At 39.6% G+C, this 20823-nt stretch carries 20 protein-coding genes; 17 read left to right on the top strand and 3 right to left on the bottom strand.

The window, feature by feature from the left end:
* Positions 1 to 196: 196 nt before the first annotated feature.
* From H6G41_RS08385 to H6G41_RS08345, 9 genes are all read left to right on the top strand, one after another.
* Positions 197 to 796: a TetR/AcrR family transcriptional regulator gene (locus H6G41_RS08385; protein ID WP_190745408.1), complete on the top strand. Its 600-nt coding sequence runs from the start codon at positions 197 to 199 to the stop codon at positions 794 to 796.
* Between the two features lie 61 nt (positions 797 to 857).
* A complete protein-coding gene (locus H6G41_RS08380; protein WP_190745406.1) occupies positions 858 to 2144 on the top strand; it encodes an ABC exporter membrane fusion protein in 1287 nt (428 codons plus the stop codon).
* 95 nt (positions 2145 to 2239) lie between these two features.
* Positions 2240 to 2572, top strand: coding sequence for a DUF2834 domain-containing protein (locus H6G41_RS08375; RefSeq protein ID WP_199316089.1), 333 nt, complete (start codon positions 2240 to 2242; stop codon positions 2570 to 2572).
* A gap of 14 nt (positions 2573 to 2586) precedes the next feature.
* Complete coding sequence (gene devC, locus H6G41_RS08370) at positions 2587 to 3750, top strand: ABC transporter permease DevC (protein ID WP_190745402.1); 1164 nt, start codon at positions 2587 to 2589, stop codon at positions 3748 to 3750.
* Positions 3751 to 3848: 98 nt separating this feature from the next.
* A complete protein-coding gene (locus H6G41_RS08365) occupies positions 3849 to 4580 on the top strand; it encodes a DevA family ABC transporter ATP-binding protein (RefSeq protein WP_190745400.1) in 732 nt (243 codons plus the stop codon).
* A gap of 320 nt (positions 4581 to 4900) precedes the next feature.
* Positions 4901 to 5557: a MotA/TolQ/ExbB proton channel family protein gene (locus H6G41_RS08360; protein WP_190745429.1), complete on the top strand. Its 657-nt coding sequence runs from the start codon at positions 4901 to 4903 to the stop codon at positions 5555 to 5557.
* Positions 5541 to 5948: a biopolymer transporter ExbD gene (locus tag H6G41_RS08355; protein ID WP_190745398.1), complete on the top strand. Its 408-nt coding sequence runs from the start codon at positions 5541 to 5543 to the stop codon at positions 5946 to 5948. Before H6G41_RS08360 ends, H6G41_RS08355 begins: the two co-directional genes overlap by 17 nt.
* Positions 5949 to 6246: 298 nt before the next feature.
* On the top strand, positions 6247 to 6453 hold the full coding sequence (locus H6G41_RS08350) for a glycogen debranching protein (RefSeq protein WP_096645949.1): 207 nt from the start codon (positions 6247 to 6249) through the stop codon (positions 6451 to 6453).
* Positions 6454 to 7020: 567 nt separating this feature from the next.
* Positions 7021 to 7575 (top strand): methylmalonic aciduria and homocystinuria type D protein, encoded by a 555-nt coding sequence (locus H6G41_RS08345; RefSeq protein ID WP_190745396.1) that lies wholly within the window; start codon positions 7021 to 7023, stop codon positions 7573 to 7575.
* A gap of 136 nt (positions 7576 to 7711) precedes the next feature.
* Here the strand turns inward: H6G41_RS08345 and trmB are convergent, their stop codons facing one another.
* Positions 7712 to 8347, bottom strand: a complete 636-nt coding sequence (trmB, locus tag H6G41_RS08340) for a tRNA (guanosine(46)-N7)-methyltransferase TrmB (RefSeq protein WP_190745394.1) — start codon at positions 8345 to 8347, stop codon at positions 7712 to 7714.
* Between the two features lie 427 nt (positions 8348 to 8774).
* Here trmB and H6G41_RS08335 point away from each other — a divergent pair, with 427 nt between their 5' ends.
* Positions 8775 to 9890 carry a metallophosphoesterase gene (locus H6G41_RS08335; protein WP_190745392.1) on the top strand — a complete coding sequence of 372 codons (1116 nt, stop codon included), beginning with the start codon at positions 8775 to 8777 and terminating at the stop codon, positions 9888 to 9890.
* Between the two features lie 86 nt (positions 9891 to 9976).
* On the opposite strand, the gene H6G41_RS08330 is transcribed toward H6G41_RS08335, so the two are convergent.
* Positions 9977 to 11209: an FIST N-terminal domain-containing protein gene (locus H6G41_RS08330; protein WP_190745391.1), complete on the bottom strand. Its 1233-nt coding sequence runs from the start codon at positions 11207 to 11209 to the stop codon at positions 9977 to 9979.
* A 384-nt stretch (positions 11210 to 11593) separates the two neighbouring features.
* On the opposite strand from H6G41_RS08330, the gene H6G41_RS08325 reads away from it, so the two are divergent.
* The 7 genes from H6G41_RS08325 to H6G41_RS08295 all read left to right on the top strand — a co-directional run bounded on the left by H6G41_RS08325 (position 11594) and on the right by H6G41_RS08295 (position 19597).
* Positions 11594 to 11815, top strand: coding sequence for a Calvin cycle protein CP12 (locus H6G41_RS08325; RefSeq protein WP_190745389.1), 222 nt, complete (start codon positions 11594 to 11596; stop codon positions 11813 to 11815).
* A gap of 807 nt (positions 11816 to 12622) precedes the next feature.
* Positions 12623 to 13219: a DUF3177 family protein gene (locus H6G41_RS08320; protein ID WP_190745386.1), complete on the top strand. Its 597-nt coding sequence runs from the start codon at positions 12623 to 12625 to the stop codon at positions 13217 to 13219.
* 27 nt (positions 13220 to 13246) lie between these two features.
* On the top strand, positions 13247 to 13543 hold the full coding sequence (locus H6G41_RS08315; RefSeq protein ID WP_190745384.1) for a hypothetical protein: 297 nt from the start codon (positions 13247 to 13249) through the stop codon (positions 13541 to 13543).
* 147 nt (positions 13544 to 13690) lie between these two features.
* Positions 13691 to 14812, top strand: a complete 1122-nt coding sequence (gene cbiD / locus H6G41_RS08310) for a cobalt-precorrin-5B (C(1))-methyltransferase CbiD (RefSeq protein ID WP_190745382.1) — start codon at positions 13691 to 13693, stop codon at positions 14810 to 14812.
* 226 nt (positions 14813 to 15038) lie between these two features.
* Entirely contained in the window at positions 15039 to 16661 is a 1623-nt protein-coding gene (gene guaA, locus H6G41_RS08305) for a glutamine-hydrolyzing GMP synthase (RefSeq protein ID WP_190745380.1), read from the top strand.
* A gap of 1146 nt (positions 16662 to 17807) precedes the next feature.
* Positions 17808 to 18122, top strand: coding sequence for a hypothetical protein (locus H6G41_RS08300; protein ID WP_190745378.1), 315 nt, complete (start codon positions 17808 to 17810; stop codon positions 18120 to 18122).
* Complete coding sequence (locus H6G41_RS08295; RefSeq protein WP_190745376.1) at positions 18119 to 19597, top strand: GAF domain-containing sensor histidine kinase; 1479 nt, start codon at positions 18119 to 18121, stop codon at positions 19595 to 19597. The genes H6G41_RS08300 and H6G41_RS08295 overlap by 4 nt, the downstream gene beginning before the upstream one ends.
* 69 nt (positions 19598 to 19666) lie before the next feature.
* Here H6G41_RS08295 and rsmH read toward each other — a convergent pair whose 3' ends face one another.
* Entirely contained in the window at positions 19667 to 20563 is an 897-nt protein-coding gene (rsmH, locus tag H6G41_RS08290) for a 16S rRNA (cytosine(1402)-N(4))-methyltransferase RsmH (protein ID WP_190745375.1), read from the bottom strand.
* Positions 20564 to 20823 lie beyond the last annotated feature (260 nt).

Genomic DNA, 20823 nt, shown 5'->3' with positions numbered 1-20823 from the left:
GATGTCAATACATATAAGGCTTTTGGCAAAATAAAGATGCTTTTTTTGTGTTTATATGAGTGCTATAACTAATAATTTGGCATAATAGCTACTGAAGAACCGAAAAATATTTAAGTTATCAACTGTATATTGACAACTCCGTGTTCAGGATCATATCTTAATATATAACGAGCGTTCGATATAAATAAATTCAATTATGCCTAAGATTGTTGACCACGAACAATACCGCAAAGAACTGCTCGGCAAGTGCTTTGATTTATTTGCGCAAAAAGGCTACAGCACCATCACCATGAGGGAAATTGCCCAAGGCTTAAAAGTGTCTACGGGAACCCTGTATCATTATTTTCCCAGTAAACAAGCTTTATTTGAACAATTATTAGAGGAAATTAGCCAGCAAGATGTGGCAATGGCCTTAGCAGAATTGGGAGGTAAAAAAACACTGCCAGAAGCAATGGCAGCCTTAGCCAGATACTTAGTAAAAAACGAAGATTACTTTATTAAGTGGACATATATCTGGGTTGATTTTTGTCAGCATCAAGACTCAGAACAAATAAAAATCAGCGGTGCTGTGAAGCGGGCTAATCAGCGATATCAACAAGCAGCCTGTGATTTTTTAGGAATTGAAGATCCAGTTTTAGCTTCCTTTGTATTGAGTTTTGTCAATGGTTTGATTTTGGAAAAACTATGGGGCGATGAAACGATTTGTTTTACAGAACAATGCACGTTATTAGGTAAAATGCTCACGGCATATTTGCAAGATACAAATAGGGGTGAGAGGCTAGGGGCTAGGGGTTAGAAGGGGACAAAGAAGCAATAACAAATGACCAATGACTAATAACTAATCCAGAGGAGAAAATATGCTGCATCGGGTGTTTTTTAAACCACAAAATCGCGGGATAATTATATTAGGAATTGCGGCTACAGCAATTACTAGTGGAATTGTGGTTTATACGATTTCTCAATTTGGTCAATTTGGTCGTACTGCTTCATCAGAAGTACCAGATGCACCAGTATTGCAAAAAGTCACAGCGTTAGGAAGACTGCAACCAGAAGCTGAAGTAATTAAGTTATCTGCACCTTTAGCCTTAGATGGCGATCGCATTGCGAAAATTCTGGTGGAAGAAGGCGATCGCGTTAAAGGTGGACAAGTTATTGCTGTTTTAGATTCGCGCGATCGCTTGCAAACTGCGGTACTCCAAGCGCAAAAACAAGTGCAAGTGGCGCAGGCGAAACTTGCACAAGTCAAAGCTGGGGCGAAAACCGGCGACATCCAAGCACAGCAAGCCACAGTGGAACGTTTACAAGCCCAATCTCAAGGCGATCGCCAAAGTCAACAAGAAGCGATCGCCCGTTTAGAGGCACAATGGCAAGGAGATAGAATCGCCCAAGAAGCGACAATCAAAAAACTGACAGCTGAATTGAATAATGCTGAAGCAGAATATCTGCGTTATCAACAATTATATAAAGATGGGGCAATTTCTAGTTCGGCATTTGATAGCAAGGGTTTGAGCGTAGAAACCACCAAACAACAGCTAGATGAAGCGAAAGCCGTTCTCAACCGGATAAATACCACTGCTAAGAGACAATTAGCAGAAGAGAGAGTAGCACTTAACCGAATTAACGCCACAGGTAATAAACAAATCAGCGAAGCCAAAGCCACATTAAATAGTATTGCCGAAGTCCGCCCCGTAGATATAGCCGCAGCGCAAACAGAAGTAGACAATGCGATCGCATCCTTGAAACGCGCCCAAACGGACTTAGCAGCAGCTTATATCAAAGCACCCACCGCCGGACAAATTCTCAAAATTCATTACCGCGCTGGCGAAAAAATAGGTGATTCGGGGATTGCAGATTTTGCTCAAACTGACCAAATGATAGCAGTTGCCGAAGTTTATCAAAGTGATATTAGTAAGGTAAAACTCGGACAAAAAGCAGTAATTATCGGTCAAGCATTTACAGGAGAAATACGCGGTAAAGTTTCTCAAGTTGGCTTACAAGTTAATAGACAAAACGTTTTCAGCAACCAACCCGGAGAAAACCTTGATAGCCGAGTAATTGAAGTGAAAATTCGCCTTAACCCCGAAGATAGCAAGCGCGTTGCAGGTTTGACAAACTTGCAAGTACAGACAGCCATCGAACTGTAAAGTTTATTTAATGTAAAGCATAACGAATGTTCGATATAAAGTCTGGTAAGAAATTCGGAAAAAGCAGTAATTTATCGTAGGTAAATGTAATCGTGATGCAAATTATATACCTTCTACTTTGTATTCTGGGCTTTGTTTTACCTTACTCCCAATTCATACCATTTATTTTAGAAAATGGTTTGGATATCAAGTTATTTTTTGACCAACTATTTGCTAATAAAATTTCTGGTTTCTTTGGTATGGATGTTATCATTTCTTCCCTAACTTTCTGGACATTAGTGTTTTGGGAAGGAACCAGCCTAAAAATGAGAAATCTCTGGGTTTACGTTTTATGTAATCTTTTAGTTGGTGTTTCCTTTGGGCTGCCTTTATTTCTATTAATGCGACAACGCAAAATTGAACAGCAAAGTGAAATACCAAATTATTAAGGGGTGATTTCTAGATGTTTTCTAAATTCCGTAAAACTCCGCTGGCTTGGCGACAATTAATGAAAGAAAAAACTCGCCTCGCCGTAGCAGTAGCAGGGATTACCTTTGCTGATATGCTGATGTTTATTCAGTTGGGTTTTGAAAGTGCGCTGTTTGATGCAGCAGTCAAACCCCATCGCAATTTACAAGCAGATTTAGTTTTAATTAATCCTCAATTTCAGACTTTATTTTCAGTCAAAAGCTTTTCTCGCGAACGGTTATATCAAACATTAAGTCATGACAGCGTCCAATCGGTAAACTCAGTTTACATCAGCACTGGACAATGGCGAAATCCCCAAACTCGTCTCGATCGCGCCATCTTGGTTTGGGGTATTGATCCAGCACAACCAGCTTTTTTATTCCCAGAAGTTAAGCAACATCAAAATGATTTGAAACAATTATATCAAGTCATGTTTGACCAAGCTGGTCGCCCAGAATATGGGGATATTGCTACTATCTTTAAGCAAACAGGTAACTTTCAAACTGAATTAAATGGCACAGCTATAAATGTCAAAGGCATATTTAATAATGGTGCTTCCTTTGCAGCTGATGGAAATGTAATTACTAGTGATTCTACCTTTTTGCAACTCTTTCCCGATCGCAAAGCCGATCGCATTGAAGTCGGCTTACTGACACTTAAATCAGGTGCTGAACCAGAAAAAGTGCGATCGCAATTAGAAGCGATTTTACCTAATGATGTCCTCGTTCTCACCCCCGAAGGCTTTGCCCAAATTGAAAAAAATTACTGGGCTACTGGTACTGGTATTGGCTTCATTTTCGGCTTAGGTGTGGGGGTAGGATTCATTGTCGGGATTGTGATTGTTTACCAAATCCTCTATTCCGACGTTTCCGACCATTTACCAGAATACGCCACCCTCAAAGCAATGGGCTATAGCGATCGCTATTTACTCGGCGTTTTGTTACAAGAAGCATTATTCTTAGCTATCTTAGGTTTTCTCCCCTCCTTTTTCCTCTCCTTAGGGCTATATCAATTAACCTACGCTGCAACATTATTGCCTATTTCCATGAAAATAGACCGGGCAATCACGGTATTTATTTTGACTATCGTCATGTGTACTTTCTCAGGTGCGATCGCTATGCGCAAACTCCGCGCTGCTGATCCAGCCGATATTTTCTAGTTTAAATGTTAACAGTTGACGGTTGACGGTTGACGGTTGACACTGAAGCTCACTCGAATTGTCGAAGTTTTGATTGTTATTAAATTTCTCAAAATCCTATGTTTATCGAATCTCCATCAACCATTTTAGAACCAGTAATTAGTATTAGTAACCTAAATCATTATTTTGGGGCTGGTTCACTAAAAAAACAAGTATTATTTGATATTAATTTAGATATTAAAGCTGGTGAAATCGTCATTATGACTGGCCCTTCTGGGTCGGGTAAAACCACACTTTTAACCCTCATGGGGGGATTGCGATCGGCTCAAGATGGTAGCTTAAAAATCTTAGGACAGGAAATCTGCGGTGCTAATAAACAGCAACTAACCAAGCTACGTCGCCAAATTGGTTACATTTTTCAAGCCCATAACTTGATGACCTTTTTAACAGCTAAAGAAAATGTGCGCATGTCTTTAGAGTTACACGACCAATATCTGCATCAAGATTTGGATAGTAAAGCGATCGCAATGCTGGAAACTGTAGGGCTAGGAGAACGTATAAATTACTACGCAGAAAACCTTTCTGGAGGACAAAAGCAGCGAGTTGCGATCGCCCGTGCATTAGTTAGCCATCCTAAAATTGTTCTCGCAGACGAACCCACAGCCGCACTCGATAAAAAATCGGGGCGTGATGTTGTGGAATTAATGCAGAAATTAGCGAAAGAACAAGGCTGTACGATTTTATTAGTTACCCATGACAACCGCATTCTCGACATTGCCGATCGCATTATTTATATGGAAGATGGGCAATTAAAAAGTGATGATATAGATGTTATCACTAAAGTTAATTAAGAATTTACTAAAAAATAAATCATCATATTTATACTGTAAGCTGGGCAATGCCCAGCTTACATATTTTTTATGATTAACTAATACCAATTTACCAAAATAAGGTAACAGATTGTAGGGGCATGGCAATGCCATGCCCTTTAGATTATATTAATGTGTCGCTAATATTATTTGAATTGGTATAAAATTTGCATATATTAAAAATGAACATTCATACTATGACACATTGTCAAAGATTGACTTTGGATTTTGAGCTATGATACCAGCTTAGTTAATCAAGCGGTTTGTAATTTTAAGATTTTTGAGGAGTGGCTAAATTTCCGATGAATAATATTGGTAATTTATTTACAGCTGGTGGAGTGGTCATGTGGCCGCTGTTAGGATTTTCTATCTTAGCAGTAGCGCTAATTATCGAAAGAATTGTCTTTTGGGTGAAGATAAATAATCGGCAAAATCGCGTAGTCCGAGAAGTATTACAACTTTATCGTTTAGATAATGTAGTTGGCACTTTAGATAAATTGCAGCAAAATGCTGATTTACCCATGTCGCGGATTTTTCTCGCCGCTTTAGAATTAGAAGAACCGACTCCAGAAGAATTCCGTTTAGCCTTAGAAAGCGAAGCCCAAGCCGAAATTCCCTTACTCAAACGCTTTCAAAACATTTTTGATACTATCATTGGTCTTGCACCCCTGTTAGGACTTCTCGGTACAGTTTTAGGATTAATTACCTCTTTTGCTTCCCTAGATATTGGTGATGTTGGTGGTACAAAAACATCAGGGGTAACAGGAGGAATTAGCGAAGCCTTAGTATCTACAGCCTCAGGATTAGTCGTAGCTATCTTTACACTTTTCTTTGCCAATTCCTTTCGCGGATTGTACATGCGCCAGATAGCTTGGATTCAAGAATATGGTGGACAGTTAGAATTACTTTACCGTCGTCGCTACGAAAGAGGAGACAGATCCTATGCGCCTACCAGATGAACCTGATATTCCAGCCCAGATTAACATCGTCCCGATGATTGATGTGATTTTTGCAATTTTGACATTTTTTATCATGTCAACTTTGTTTTTAACTCGTTCAGAAGGCTTACCAGTTAATTTACCTAAAGCCGGATCGGCACAACAACAACAACAATCCAGTGCTCCAATTACTGTCACAGTGGATGCAGCGGGAAAAATCAGTGTAAACCGCAAAGCTGTGGCTATCGATGTATTACCAGAACAAGTCCGTACATTCATGGGTAATAATTCCGAAGCCTTAGTGGTAATTAATGCCGATGAAAGAGTTAATCACGGTCAAGTTGTGGCTGTCATGGATCGACTACGCCAGGTACAAGGTGCTAAATTAGCGATCGCCACTCAAAAACCATAGTCAGTTATTCACAAATCTCTCTGATTGGGGAAAAGTTAAAGTTTAACCTTTTCCCTAATATTAAAATTATTGTACTATTATCAATTAATATCAATTTCTGCTAATCATCTATTATCAGAATCATCTTACTTCCCTTCATCTCCCTGACTTTGGTTCATAATTAATTAAAAGTATTGCTGCTAGTTATGATTCTTAACTTATCAAAATAGTTAAAATTTAACTATTCGGCAATTTTCAGATTTAATATTATTCTAGAAGTACAAATAGATTTTTTAGCTACAGTTTTGAGGGCAAACCTATGACTATTTGGGTAAACGAACAAATTGACCCGTCAGGGATGATACATGCTTGTATTGCTTCTTGTAACGAATCCCAAGCTAAAGATTGTCATGAATCTTTTGAAAATAATTTGAACGAGAAACAAAAAGCATCCGGTTGGGTAGCACAATTGCGGAAGGTTGATTCTTGGGATGATGTGCCAGTAAATGCTTTAAAGCTAGATTAATTTTATATAACAATTAACTTGCCGAATTTATCCATAACCCCTAGCCCCTAGCGTTTACTCCCCAGCTAGCAGGCAAGAGGGTTTTTGTGTAATTTATTGTTTTTGACATAACTATTAATGTTTTTGTCTGAATAGGCTGGAAATCAGAGAATTTGTACTGTGCGTACTATTTCCCTAGGATAGATCTGATAGTTTTGGATGTAGGTTAACTCAACGCAATGGATGAAACATTGACCTACATGAACTTTTGGTTGGGAAAATTCGTAATTTAAAAGTCTCTACCCTACTTGCAATTCAGTTGTAGAGAATCTATATACCACCCACAATCAAGGTATGAAACCTGATTCAAAACCAATGACAACTGACAATCAAAGCAAGTAAAAGAAATCAGTTTGCTGGGAATTAAGTTAATAAAAGATAAAAATCCGATTAAAACTTAACACTTCACCCATAAATCTGTAAAATGACTCAAACATTATAGAAATTTGCTGATTTTTATAAAGTTTTAAGAGTTATTATTAATTCCAAGGATGAAAGTCAAAAACTTGCAAAAACAGAACAAATGTAGTGAACTATTCGCCAGTTTACTCTTCAGAGCAAAGCTATCCCATTAATTTAGTTGGCAAAACGGGACAAGCTATTCAGATTTCGATTCATTCACCAAGCCAGTATATCTGTGCCAACTGCGAACGGATATTACCAGATTGGAAGCAGAAATCTATCTTATGGGTAGTGATTGTTTTGCAGCAATCACAGTATCAACTAGATAAATGCACTCCCGTAGTCGAAGCAGAGAAAGAACGTTTACGTGAAAGGTTTATGCGGTTTGGTTTGGATTTAGCATTCAATCTGCGCGATCGCCACTATTTAACCGATCTCATAGATCCTCGCACCGGTTATCCCCTACTCTCTCATCCCGGAACAGTTCCCCATGACGACACAGCAGTCGTCAAAGCTTTACTCAATTACCCAGTAATTAAAAATAAATGCCGTGTGCTAGTACATCCAAACTGGGGTACCGCAGTTTACCCCAGTATCATCATCTCCGAAGCACCTCCCATCACGATTGAATGGGCGATCAAAACAATAGCTGCTATGCATGGATGGCAAGAAATTATTTAAATGTCAGTTGTCAGTTGTTAGTTGTCAGTTGTCAGTTGTCAGTTGTTAGTTGTTAACAGTCAACATTCAACATTATTAAATTTGTCCGTCAGATAACTAAAAAAATGTATTTACAAATTACAAATGCTTATGTGGTTTACCGCTTGATAAATAAGGTGCGATAAATTGGCTCACCTTTATTTTGAGTAGCAATTTCTCTTTCTGTGGCAACAGGTAATGGATTTTCTGCCATCCAATCTTGGGAACTAAGTTTCTGAAAAGCTGGATGTTGGCAAAAATTATGACGCATTTCTATCGCTAAAGATTCTATATCTGACTGCAAAAATACTACACCACCAACAGCCAGATAATTTGCTAATTCTGAGACTAACTCCGGTTGAACTATTCGCCGTTTAGCATGGCGAGTTTTAAACCAAGGGTCAGGAAATTGAATTGTCACTCGCTGTAAAGTACCAGCAGGAAGAGAAGATAAAAGAGTTTCTAAAGATTTATTTACATTACAAAATAAATAATGGAGATTGGTTAAACCTAAATCAGAACACAACTGATTAGCTTCTGTTACCAGTGGTTCTCTAATCTCCAAACCGAGAAAATTCCAGTTAGGGTCTATCTTTGCCATATTCAACAAAAATCTACCCCTAGCACAACCAATATCTAAATGTAGTGGTTGGGATGGTTGAGCATAAACTTTTTCCCAATCTAGAGATTTGATTGCTGTTTGATACTTTTGAGCCAGTGGATTAACATGTTGACGTACTCGGACAGGGGACAAGATAGACTCTCCTTAACGTAACAATATTGAATCTAATATTTTACACCAATTTCAATAGCTTTCGGGAACTTAAAGGGAATATCTTAAAAGTAAAAACAAATAAGCATTAAATATTTATTTTCGATGAATACCTAGTAATTTTTAGTTTTTTATACATATTACTTACCATCTAAAAATGGTCAAAAACTAACTGATGGCAGATGTCAGCCTCCCTAATATCTCCCTAATATATATAAACATCTATGACCAAGATAATATGCATCAAGGCATAGTTGGTATATTTTGCAGAGAATTTCATACGGAAATCATAAATACTTAATGTGTATAAATATTAAGTAAAAGCAATCAGACTCAGGGTTACAAAGCAAGCGTTATACTTTTTGGAAAAGACTTGTTTTAACTCTACTTTTAAAAGTATCTCGAATCAATGTCTCTTAATTTTCGTTTTGCCATAGTGAGCGATTTACACATCGCCCTTCCCCACACCATCTGGGATCATCCTAGCCGATTTCATTTAGTGGAGGTCAGCATACCAGCTTTTGAGAGTGTATTAGAACATTTAACACAACTAGATTTAGATTTTGTTCTCCTCCCAGGAGACTTAACCCAGCATGGCGAACCAGAAAATCACGCTTGGTTACAACAACGTTTAGCGAAATTACCTTTTCCTGCGTATGTTGTCCCTGGAAATCATGATGTTCCTGTCCTGATGGCAGATGAACAGTCAATCGCTTTTGCTGATTTTCCTTACTATTACCGCAAATTTGGTTATGAAAATCCTAATTATCTTTACTACACTACTCAATTACTATCCGGAGTCCGGCTGATTGGGTTAAATTCCAATAATTTTAATGACCAAGGTCAACAGATAGGACGTTTGGACAGCGAACAATTGAGGTGGTTAGAAAAGGTACTAGCAGCCAGCACTAATGAACTAGTGCTGGTGATGATACATCACAATGTGGTTGAACATCTGCCTAATCAATCTTGCCATCCAATGGCAAATCGCTACATGCTGCAAAATGCAAGAGAATTAGTGCAGTTACTACAGCGCTATGGCGTAAATTTAGTCTTCACAGGACATTTACACGTTCAGGATGTTGCCCATACAGGAGGAGTATACGATATTACTACTGGCTCTTTAGTCAGTTATCCCCATCCTTACAGAGTTTTAGAGTATCACAGCGATAACTTTGGCAGACAATGGCTGCAAATTTTATCACATCGGGTCGAGTCAGTACCAGATTTTCCTGACTTGCAACAGCTATCTAAACAATGGATGGGCGATCGCTCTTTTCCCTTCCTGATGAAATTATTAACTCTACCGCCATTAAACCTACCAACTCAGCAAGCCGAAGAACTAGCGCCAAGTTTGCGTGATTTTTGGGCTACCATTGCCGATGGTGACGGAATATTAGATTTTCCCCAATTTCCTCAAAAACTACGTCGCTACATGCAAAAATATGGCGCAATCTCCACCTGTGGTACTCCCACCTTTATAGATAACAACAGCACCATTTTGCTGGAGAAGATTGAAGGGTGAGGTAGAAGAGGGAGAAGGAAGACAAGGGAGATAAATAAAAAATAACTTACAATGCCCAATGCCCAATGCCCAATGCCCAATGCCCATCACCCCATCTTCTCACCTTCGAGATCCAGTGCGCGGCAAATACCAAATACTGAGGTATAACCATGTAAAAAGGTGCTACCAGCCACAGGGCCGATTTCGCCGTTACAGAAAAAACCGCCGACAGGGATATCTTGGATGTATTGTCTAAATAGCTCAGAATCAAAATTGGGTTTGCCGTAAAGTCCTTCACCCCGTCCTACACAGGAAAACATCAAAGCCGCAGCAGCCGCAACTTCGGCATCTTGGCTATTTTGATATTGCTGGAGGAGAACTTCTAAATCTTCTGCGGAGGCTTCAGCATCGCGGAGGTGAAATTGCAAACGTTGTCCTGGACGCACGCGATCGCCAATTGCGATCGCACCAGCTGAAGGATCTACGCCCAAAATCCCGCGAATCAAAAAGTCTCCCTGCTGCAACGAGGGCTTAAATCCGTCCATTGCTATGCCTACAAACAAAGAATGTTGGGCTAATATCCGCTCTTTTTCGCTGAGATTGGCAATTAATTCCCGCAATAGAACTAACGGTACTTGCTCATCTAGTTCTAAGATAATATTGCGTTCGGCCTTAGTGACTTGCATCGGCTTGCCTATTGGTCGGCATCCTTGAGCCACAATGGTTTCTAAGACAATATTACCGCTCAAAGCCAAGCCGACAGTGCCTTCGCGATACAGGCGATCGTTACAAAATAGCGCCACGCGCCCACTCATCCCGCCTGCACTAGCTTGTCCGCCTACTGTTACCGAACCTGGATAGGCGAAATCTAGCCCCTGCAATAAATCGTTAATTCCCGAAGCAAAGGAACCACACAGCAAAATAAATTGGGGTGTAGGCGATGGTGGTACGCCAATCAAATCAATCCAAGCATCTGGTGAGCTATCTAAGTCAGGTAATTCATCCGCCAGTACATGAAAGACTTTTAAATTCACACCTGGCAGATGTGCCAAAGTTAGACTTAAAGCTGCTTCTGCTTCTAGTTCTTGAGTTTGTCCCTTAGTTGTAGTGCCAATTACACCACCACCACTACAGCCAATCAGTATAGGTACAGAAAGTTTCTCAGCCAGTAAAGGTAACAACCGCGAGTACTCACTAGCAAATGCAGAGGAAATGAATACCAGCCCCAAATCTGGAGGTGCTGTTAACGATGAGACAGCCCGTTCTACCACATCTGTAATAGCTGCTTCTAAAGAAGGGCGGGTTGAAAGGGCATTTGTCCATTGCATTTGATCTGCCATGAGTTTTAGGCTACTTTCTCTCGTTGGGCTGTTTTTTTTGACTTTTGCTCCTGGGTAGAATTTTCTGTGACAAGATTTTGATGCTGGCGCAATTATTTTGTTTGCAGTGACTTGTCCACCCCCAGGCAGCTAGGGTTTTGATTCCCTTCTAGATTTATTAAATATATTGTATGATTATACTTTTGTAGTACCGACTCTACAAAATCTTCAAAGATAAATATAAATTTGGTACTTATGCGATAGTTTATTGTATTAGTTATAGATCATCAGACTAAAACACTAACTTAACAGCTAAGTGGTTAGAATGGTGAACGATACAACCAAAAACCGCCATTTTTAGATTTTTCTATACTGGTATTAACACCACACAACGAAACTAAATCTATGAGCGACATCCAAGAAAAAATCCAAGAAGAAGTTGAACAAGCGCGTGCTGTCTGTGACATCTCAGGTAGCAACTCTGCTGAATGTGCTGCGGCTTGGGATGCAGTTGAAGAATTGCAAGCTGAAGCCTCCCATCAGCGCCAAAATAAGCAAAAAAATTCTTTAGAAAAATACTGCGATGACAACCCAGAAGCTGCTGAATGCCGTGTTTACGATGACTGAAAATTAAGTTGGTAAACTTTGTTTTTGTCTAATAGACAAGCAACCAGGATTAATTTACTGATATTTTGCACCTTTATGCAACTTCCATTGGGTGTTATTTCAACTTATCTTAAGATTTTAAGATTTGCTGATAACAATCATCAATAGCTCTAAAACTGTTCAGAGGCGATATTTAGAGGCTTGATTTTTCTTCAAACCTCTATCCTCACAAAATTAGAGATTGGTGGAAGTTTACCTGAAATCTAGCCCCAGTGTAGTTTTTATAACTCACCTTTAGATTGTAATGGTTTGGTGCAAGATAAAAGTTAAGAATCTTTGAGTTGCTTGTTTTTTTGGCAAATACATAATTTAACTACCATTTTATTGTTATAAACTTCATACTTAATTTTTGAACATACAGCCCTACAGATACTACAAATAAGGAGATTTTTGCAGCAATCAACTCTGATTCTTCTATACAGCTACTTTAATTAATATTATTTCCCAGTCAGGACTTAATTCTCTGGGTTTTAAAGCACGGTGAGTGCTGACTAGAGAATATTAGTCTTCGCTACTACCTAAATAGTTGGTTTTATGTAAACTCTTGGCTATCATGTAACAGTTATTAGACAGCTAATAGTTGTTGATTATACTCATTAGGGAGTACAAAAAAATACATAATCCCATAATCCCATATTTGAGTAAGTAGGGTGTGCCAAGCAGTTGTATTATTTTCTGACACCCTAAAATTTGGGTATTTTTTCAGGTCAATCCCTGAGGGGGAGTTGTTTTTAGTTTCATTAGTTAATTTATAGTCTAGGACAAACTATGGAAAATGATGTTTGGTTTCGCCAATTTGTGTGGCTTGACTACAGACTAGCAGTGATATTTATGGTGATTATTCCCTTAATTCTGCTAATTTGGGCATTTGTGCAAAAAGTAGATGGGATACAACGCTTATTAACAATTTACTGGCGAGTATCTAGTTTGTTGACAATTACCATTTACTTAATGATTGGTGGTTTTGGGGTAAGTTTTCTCTCTGGTTTAATCGGTCGGATCTTGATCCCGATTTCTTTGTGGTTCTGGGTGGATCTAAATGATGAAATTGAATATCAAGCTGGCGGGCCGTTAAAATTAATTTTTACCTCTTGGCGTTGGGCTATGACTATTTATGGAATTTTAGGTACCATAGCCTTTATCCCTTTTGTCGGTTGTGCCTTTTCTGCTGCATCTCTGAAAACTTCATATTGTCAAGTTTGGTTAGAAGCACCATTACTATTTAAAGAATATTTTCATGCCAATAGCAAACCTGCATTCTTAGGTTTTCTTGGCATCACGACCTTAATTATTTACGTGCTTTATCTGAGCTATTTTGTCTTAATTAAGCTAGGTAAACAGGGACGTTCAGCTACCCAACAGTAATTTTTACAAGTTCTCTATGGCACAAACATGAATTCCATTGGCAAGCGGCTGGAAAAATATACTATTCAACGCCCCCAAGAAGTCTTACTTATAAATGTGGAAGTTGGCAACGAGGAAGATACAATTGCCATATTTAAGGGCTTTTCTAGTTCCTTAATGCGCCCAACAGCATTTGATCCAGATATACCAGTGCTGCCTGATGGAGCTAAAATTATCAGCATCGATCGCATAGCCACTCCTTACAATCCAGAAGCACCTCGTTATATTCAACAAGGAATATTGTGGGAAGAGATGGAAGCTCTATTATTACAAGTAGGTGTTTAAGAGGACGAGAAGAAAGGGGACATGGGGGATAAAAAAGTCAATACCTTCTTGACAACTGACAACTGTACGGGCGGGTTCACAGATATCCTCAAATATCCATAACCATCTCCCATAAACCCGCCCCTACTGACAACTGACAACTGACAAATGACAATTTCCGGTTCTGGATACACTCTTCCCGTTTTTGCTTGTGCTTCTGCGATCGCAGCTTTACATTGGTTACGCCATCATCAACCCTTAAGCGTAGTTACCGTAGATTTAATTACACCAGCAGAAGTTGCTGAGATCCCTATTGAACAGGTAGCCGGGTTAACTGAAAATATGGCTTTGGCAATTACCCGTAGCGATCCGGGCGAAAATCTCGATCTGACGAAAAATACACCGATTTGGGCGATGGTGGAATGGGCTGAGGGCGAAGGCGAAACAGTAATTATTAAAGGTGGCGAGGGAATTGGTAAACAGGAAAATGGTGCAGGAAAAGCAGCAATTTACGGTTATGCGCAAAGGTTATTGCAAGAGAATTTAAGCCGACTGTTAGCACCAGGAGAAAGAATTACAGTCACGATTATTTTACCTGCTGGGCGATCGCTCGCAATTCGCACTTCTAATGCTGCTTTTGGTGTCGTGGAAGGGCTTTCATTGTTGGGAACTTCAGGAATTTCTCAACCTTTAACTACACCAGAACAACTTGCAACTTTTCGCGCTGATTTACAACAAAAAGCCAGTCAATTTGACAGTTTGGTATTTTGTATTGGGGAGAATGGCTTAGATTTAGCGCGAAAACTTGGTATTAATCCCCAACAGTTAGTAAAAACTGCTAATTGGCTGGGGCCAATGTTAGTAGAAGCTGATATTCTTGGTGTAAAACAACTCTTATTGTTCGGCTATCATGGCAAACTCATGAAATTAGCCGGGGGGATTTTTCATACCCATCATCACCTAGCTGATGGTCGGCGCGAAATTCTCGCAACTTACTGTAGTTTAGCGGGATTAAAACAATCAGATATCCAAGTTATCTTTGACAGTCCAACTGCTGAAGCTGCATTAACATACCTGAGATCCCTAGATGCAACCACTCTTAGTGATTGGGTGAATCAAGTTTACACTGCGATCGCTGAAGCAATAGACTCCCGCGTGCAAGAATATATCCGCAATCATAGCCAAAATGGCATATCTACCCTAGTGTGTGGTTCGGTGATGTTTGACCGCGATCGCAAAATTATCGTGAAGAGTAAAACTGCTTGTATGTTATCCGGAAAATTATGTTAACTTAATATGAATAATCATAAATAATCCAAATAAATAAGTTTTTCGGTAGCAACTCTAGGGTAATTTTGTTTTTTTAATACCAGGCCCAATTCCTAGGTCAAACTAACGCATTTAAAAAGTGCGTTTGTAGAGGATTTATTGACCATTATTCAGCCCTTTGCCCAAATAATGGTATCACTTAGACCACAGAGCGACTATCTAGCCTAACACACACTCTCTTGCCATCATGAATACAGCGGTGACTCTACTAACTGAACAATCACCCCAAGTAACTGAGAATTGGGGACAGCTTAATCGGCAAATAATTGTGATCCTCGATTTTGGTTCTCAGTACTCCGAGCTAATTGCCCGTCGCATCCGTGAGACCCAGGTATATTCTGAAGTCCTGTCCTATCGTACGACAGCTGAGCATTTACGGCAACTTAATCCCAAAGGAATTATTCTTTCTGGTGGCCCTAGTTCAGTTTATGCAGAGTACGCTCCCCATTGTGACCCAGAAATTTGGAATTTAGGAATTCCCATTCTGGGTGTGTGCTATGGGATGCAACTGATGGTCAACCAGCTAGGTGGGGAAGTAGCAAAGGCGGATCGCGGTGAATATGGTAAGGCTTCACTATATATAGATGATCCCACTGATTTGCTGACGAATGTGGAAGATGGAACGACGATGTGGATGAGTCATGGAGACTCTGTAATGAAGATGCCACCAGGATTTGAACTGCTGGCGCATACAGAAAATACTCCTTGTGCGGCGATCGCCGATCACGAGCGAAAACTCTATGGTGTCCAGTTCCATCCGGAAGTAGTGCATTCTTTGGGCGGCTTGGCTTTAATCCGCAATTTCGTTTACCATATCTGCGACTGCGAACCCACTTGGACAACAGCTGCTTTTGTGGAAGAATCAGTACGGGAAATTCGTGCAAGAGTTGGTGATAAGCGCGTGTTATTAGCGCTATCTGGGGGAGTCGATTCTTCTACCTTGGCGTTTTTACTTCATAAAGCCATTGGCGATCAACTAACTTGCGTGTTTATTGACCAAGGCTTTATGCGGAAGTATGAGCCAGAAAGATTAGTGAAGCTATTCCAAGAGCAATTTCATATTCCTGTAGAGTATGTGAATGCTCGCGATCGCTTTTTGAATATCATGGTTGGTGTTACCGATCCTGAAGAAAAACGTCGCCGCATCGGTCATGAATTCATTCGCGTTTTTGAAGAAACATCCAAGCGACTCGGTCACTTTGATTATTTAGCTCAAGGTACCCTGTATCCAGATGTGATTGAATCCGCCGATACCAATGTCGATCCCCAAACCGGGGAACGGGTAGCGGTGAAAATTAAGAGTCATCACAACGTTGGCGGATTACCCAAAGACTTGAGATTTAAACTTGTAGAACCATTGCGGAAATTATTTAAAGATGAAGTTCGCAAAGTTGGGCGTTCTATTGGTTTACCAGAAGAAATTGTCCAACGCCAACCATTCCCCGGCCCTGGTTTAGCGATTCGGATTCTGGGTGAAGTCACTGCGGAAAGGTTGAATATCCTCCGGGATGCGGATTTGATTGTTCGTCAAGAAATCAACCAACGCGGCTTGTATCATGATGTTTGGCAAGCATTCGCCGTATTGCTACCCATTCGTAGTGTGGGCGTGATGGGCGATCAACGTACCTACGCCTACCCCATCGTCTTGCGGATTGTCACCAGCGAAGATGGGATGACTGCTGATTGGGCGCGTATTCCTTACGATGTGTTAGAAGTAATTTCTAACCGGATTGTGAATGAAGTTAAAGGTGTTAACCGAGTGGTTTATGATATCACCTCCAAACCACCTGGAACCATCGAGTGGGAATAATAACTAGTTTTTCAGCGAACAGCATACAGAATTTAGTTTCACTCATCTGAATTTAATGTAGTTTAGGGACAAAGCATTGCTTTGTCCCTTTGTTGTTTAAAGTCTCTAGGTAGAGGGAAGAGAGATAGTTAAGCTAACGCTACTTGATGACAGTTGCTTTATCCCAGGTAACTCATCCATCGTCATGACTCACCATCCGCCTTAAATAGCTCAATTTGTACTTCTCAATAATGAAGAAATTATATAAATTTATTTGTGTATTTCCCGATTTAGCGATCGCTTTCATGCTTAATCCCTTGTGTAATAAAGGTTAATAGCATGTTTCAGCAGCTAGGGTGTGATACCCCCAATAGGTCTTGACCCCCTCCCGTCTCCTTGTGTTAAAAACAAAGCTCAGAGTTAGCCGAGAAAGACAAATTAATACATCGGCATTAAATCTACTTTGAGAGGGAATACCAATCTGCTCAAATATACCAATCTTAGCTGCTCAAGCAGTGAAGCGATTTTGTGGTGCCCAATATCATACCCTGATTGAATTTTGGTAATAATTTCTTTGTTGCTAATTGCTTGTACCAGTCAATTGTCTAGTTAATTAAATAATTATGATTATGGTTAAGTAAAAAACTCAAACTCCGCTTTTACTCTAAGATGAAGGTGATAATTTTTCCCAAATTTCATCTTGTTTTTATAACAAAGTCATCAAGGCTTTACCAATTCCAAAAAATCATGATATATTGATGCACTGAAAAATATTTATTGAATAAATATCAATCATTAAATAAAATTAATTACCTATTATGATAATGCAACTTTTAATGAGTGCATATCTATTTTTGACAATTGAATTATAGACTTAAATCTAAAATTCCTAATAATACAAGCTTTTTATCATGATAGATTATCCTGGTTTTACGGCTGGTTATCATCCATGCTAAGGGCTAATACAGCAAATAGCTAATAAATATTAAGTTTTTTATCGCTAGATTATGACATTTAGATATCTATATTTGTCATAGCAAATACAGTTAAAATTTCTCAATGAATTTAATATATTGCCAGTTAAATACTTTACATGAATTTCAATATTTACTGGTTAAAGTATAAAGAAAAATAAAGTAAAAATCCAGTATAATCACTGACGAGAAAATGGTGTATGTACTGAAATTAACTGATAAAATAATCGCTAGAGAAGGAAGATTGAGAATATTATTTGGTGAACGCCGATGCAGTAAAGACTATTATCAGCAATTAAGTTTTAAAAATATCTGGTTGAAACTGCAATTGTCAGTAGCCAGGGTATGTCAAGCAAAGATTTCTCAGGATCAGCCGTTGTGTGTTTGCGGAGTAAATATTCTGCAAACTGTGCCAAAAGTAGATACAGGAAACAGTTTGTCAGATGAAATCGCTGACGGAGAGCAACACCAACGGATATGGCAGCAAATCGCCGTTAGCCAATTATGATGTTAACTGGACAGCACACCGATATGGGGAAAGAATCAATCTCCCCCCAACTACCTCAACAACTGGGGATACTTCAGCTATTAACTAACCTGACAAACCAGCGACTCATCCATTTACCTGATCTATTAGAAGTGATAGTTAGGGAAGTGCGTAATACTGTTGATAGCGCTCAGTTTTGTCTGATAGCGTTGTATAACCCCCAAACTCAACAGTTAGAATTAAGCAGCACGGTGGGAATAGGTGCGGATAAATTACCTTTTCTCAAACTTAATGGAAGTCTCAAAACTAAAAATAGTCTTTGGGGTTGGCGAGAAAAATCTATTTCCTGCAATCGGCCTTTTCATAATAGTTCCAGTTTACTCACCCAGGTATTTACTACTGGTGTATCCCAACTATTTCAAGGAAATAGGGAAAAGGTAGACTGTGTTGTTGAGGACTTACCTTCATGTCCTTTATTTTCCTGTACCACAGCGTATTCAGCTTTTACCCCTGCTTCCATGTATGCTGTAGCCATTAAGTCAGCACAAGCAGGACAATTGGGAGTGTTGGCTATTGGTAACTGGGAAAATCCCCATGCTTTTAATGCAGCGTCACAACACTTGTTAGATGCATTGGGTGAAGTAGCAGCGATCGCTATTAACAATACCATCATGCTGCAAGTTTTGCAGGAGCGAGAAGAACGCTTAGCCAAACAAAACGAAATTCTGTTAGCTCAAAATCGCGAACTCGAACAAATTCGCCAGCAAATGCAGCTACAAAACCAACAACTGGTAGAAGCAGCAGAGTTAAAGTCACAATTTTTAGCTACTACATCCCATGAACTGCGCACTCCCCTGAACGTGATTTTGGGGTTATCACAAGTGCTGTTGCGTCAGCGTACCACCCAGTTGTCTGAACCACAAATAGAAATGGTGCAACGCATTCTCAATAATGGGAACCACCTGCTGTCAATTATTGAAGATATGCTGGACTTTGCCAATGTGGAAGCAGGTAATGTTTCTTTTCACCCAGAAGAATTTAATTTAACAGATTTGCTGTTAACAACCGTAGCCGAACATCGTTTTTTAGCCGAGGAAAAGTTATTAGATTTGCAAGTAGAGATTAATCTTGCTTGTGACTTGATTGTCAATGACAGCGATCGCCTCAGACAAGTTTTAGTTAAACTGTTGTTAAACGCCATCAAATTCACAGCCAGAGGTAGAGTCACAGTCAAAGCTTGGGACATTTCTAGTGATAGAATTGCGATCGCCGTCCAAGATACAGGTATAGGAATCGCGCCCCATCACCTAGAATGTATTTTTGAGCAATTTCGCCAAGTCGATCAAAGCAATAGTCGTCAATATGAAGGTATGGGTTTAGGTTTAGCCATAACTAAATCCTTAGTGCAGATGATGCAAGGTACAATTAGCGTCTTCAGCAAACTCGGCGAAGGTTCCACATTTCAAATTGAATTACCAAAAATAATTCGTAATTAAAGAGGTTGAGAGAATTTCGCTAATTTACTACATCAAGCCGATCAACTGTCAACCGTCAACCGTCAACATTTACTCTATCCTTTCGGCTATCCTCAACTTAGCAGAACGCGATCGCGGATTTTGCGCGAGTTCTGATTCTTGGGCTGTAATTGGTTTTTTGGTTAACACGCGCAACAGTGGGGAATTTCGTAACCCATGCTTCACCAGCCTGTCTTCTAAGCTATGAAAGCTGATAATGGCAATTCTCCCCCCAGGAACCAGAGAATTGGGTGCTTTCTCTACAAAGGTTTCCAGAACTTTTAACTCGTCGTTGACAACAATGCGCAATGCTTGAAACACCCTAGTTGCTGGGTGAATGCGTCCATAGCGGTATTTTGGTGGTACACAAGATGCGATCGCCTCGGCTAATTCTACAGTAGTCTGCAAAGGACGCCGTTCCACAATACGTCTGGCGATGCGTCGTGATAATCTTTCTTCACCGTATTTAAAAAAGATATCTGCTAATTCTCCTTCATCCCAATCATTGATCACATCCGCCGCAGTTAACGATTGTCCTCGATCCATGCGCATATCTAAATTAGCTGCAAGACGAAAGCTAAAGCCACGCTCTGCTGTATCTAAATGATATGAACTCACACCTAAGTCGGCTATCATACCATCAAAGGTGCCATGTGTAAATTCATAAGTAGCAAAATTGCTGTGGACGAAGTTTACTTGTTCTTCATATCCAGCTAAATACTTTTGTGCAGCAGCTAAAGCATCCGCATCTTGATCGATGGCTGTAACCTGTACATTCAAAGCAGCTTCGAGCAATAGACGCGTGTGACCTCCACCACCGACTGTTGCATCTAAATAATGTCCTCCAGGATGCACTGCTAAACCTTCAATTAACTCCCGACTTAAGACGGGAATGTGGGAAAACATTGTTGCTTCTGCATCAGACGGGGTTGGGGAATCGATGTTCATGTTGATTTTTGTCTCTTTAACAAAGGGTAAAGAAAAACTTAACAAATTGCAATTTTAAGGATTTTATGAAGTTTTTTCTAAGATTTAGTTTACTTCTTCCGATGGGTTGACATATTGTCACTGAGGGGATTTGCGGATTTTCTCTGACAGATTTTAGTAGCAATTTACAACAAGTTTATCTGTGTCAATGAGTATTTTTGCTTATTTGAATTACCTTAATCAAGTATTAAACTAGGCCTGAATCATAAGCTCCAGGGTAC

The sequence above is a fragment of the Tolypothrix sp. FACHB-123 genome, from assembly GCF_014697075.1.
GTDB lineage: Bacteria > Cyanobacteriota > Cyanobacteriia > Cyanobacteriales > Nostocaceae > Aulosira.
Note: the sequence above shows the minus strand (reverse complement) of the source record. Positions and strands in the feature narration are given on the sequence as shown.